Below are 1,781 nucleotides of genomic sequence, written 5' to 3'. Positions count from 1 at the left end.
TGTGTGTCACGAATGCAAACAAAGTGTGCTTGAAAAGCACACCTGGTACGCAATGCTGCACTTAAGATGAGAGAAGGCCTCTCGCAATCGCTATGCAGGTAGAGATTGCAAACCACCCTAAGGTGCTGTAGTCAAAAGCTATGGTATTGAGCGTTAGGGAAAAGGCAGTGCATGACATTGTCAGGTACGTATTAAGGAGACGAAAACCATTGAACCGCTGAAGAAGTATCGAAAGCGTAGATTTGTCATCAAAACTGAGGGGGAGTCGTTAACTCAGGATAAGTTCGGAGGAAACCTGTTTACTGTCCGTTCGGTGACCGGTATAAAGGCGGCGTGAACTTAATACAGGCTTGAGTGTGGAACGTGAGAACCTACGACATGGATGCCAAGGGAGAGATTTCAAGTGGAAGCCCCACGAGAATCAGAGTACCAATGCCATGTATAGGGGCGGAATAACTCGTAGTAGCAATGAAACATCCTAACGGAGATGGAGCAAAGGGGTTATGTTATTCAGTTTTATAAACAAGTCAACCATCAAATTGGGAGGAACTTATGCATAAAACAAAGCCATATGTGATATCTAAAAACATAGTATATGAAGCCTTCCTAAGAGTTAAAGCAAACAAAGGGTCAGCAGGAATTGATGAGCAATCCATAGCAGAGTTCGAAGGAGATCTCAAAGATAATCTGTATAAAGTATGGAACCGAATGTCATCTGGAAGTTACTTTCCTCCAGCTGTTAAAGCTGTTGAAATACCGAAGAAAGCTGGAGGTACCAGGACACTTGGAATTCCAACGGTTGCGGATAGAATTGCACAAATGACAGTGAAATTATATCTCGAACCTTCGGTAGAGCCATTCTTTCATGAAGATTCCTATGGATACAGACCTAAGAAAAGTGCCATTCAAGCGATAGAGATAACTAGAAAAAGATGCTGGAAGTACAATTGGGTGCTTGAATTCGATATTAAAGGTTTATTTGATAATATTGACCATGATTTATTAATGAGAGCAGTGGAAAAGCATACGCAAGTCAAATGGATTAAGTTATATATAAAAAGATGGTTAAGAGCACCGTTTCAAACGAAAGAAGGAATAAAAGAGCGTACATCTGGCACACCGCAAGGTGGTGTCATAAGCCCTGTGTTAGCAAATTTATTTCTACATTACACGTTTGATAAATGGATGGCTATAAATCATCCAAACAATCCGTTCGCTAGATATGCAGATGACGCAGTCATCCACTGCAAGACAGAGGATGAAGCAAAGAAGTTGCTTGAATCGCTTAACAAAAGAATGAACGAATGTAAACTCGAACTACATCCAGCCAAAACAAAAATTGTATATTGTAAGGATGCAGACAGAAAAGAAGACCATGAGAATATAGCGTTTGATTTTCTAGGATACACGTTCAGACCAAGGCTGTCGAAGAATAGGTGGGGAAAACATTTTGTGAATTTCACACCTGCCATAAGTAATAAATCTAAGAAATCAATCCGGCAAAAAGTGAGAGATTGGAAACTACAATTGAAGGCTGACAAAGAACTCATAGACTTATCAAAAATGTTTAACTCAGTAATTCAAGGTTGGATTAATTACTATGGAAAGTTCTACAAATCAGAAATGTACTCCTCTTTAAGACATATTAATAAAGCTTTAATTATGTGGGTAAGAAAGAAATACAAAAGACTTACCCGTCACAAGAAAAAGGCAGAACATTTTCTAGGTAGAATTTCGGAACAAAATCCCAAACTCTTTAAACATTGGGATATAGGTATCAA

At 39.1% G+C, this 1,781-nt stretch carries 1 protein-coding gene; it reads left to right on the top strand.

Annotated features, from left to right (window positions below; all coding sequences use genetic code 11):
* Positions 1–552 precede the first annotated feature (552 nt).
* A partial coding sequence (ltrA, locus tag ACFFIX_RS27690; RefSeq protein WP_378939877.1) for a group II intron reverse transcriptase/maturase occupies positions 553–1,781 on the top strand: 1,229 nt, incomplete at its 3' end.

Source organism: Metabacillus herbersteinensis, assembly GCF_042433335.1.
Lineage (GTDB): Bacteria > Bacillota > Bacilli > Bacillales > Bacillaceae > Metabacillus > Metabacillus herbersteinensis.
Note: the sequence above shows the minus strand (reverse complement) of the source record. Positions and strands in the feature narration are given on the sequence as shown.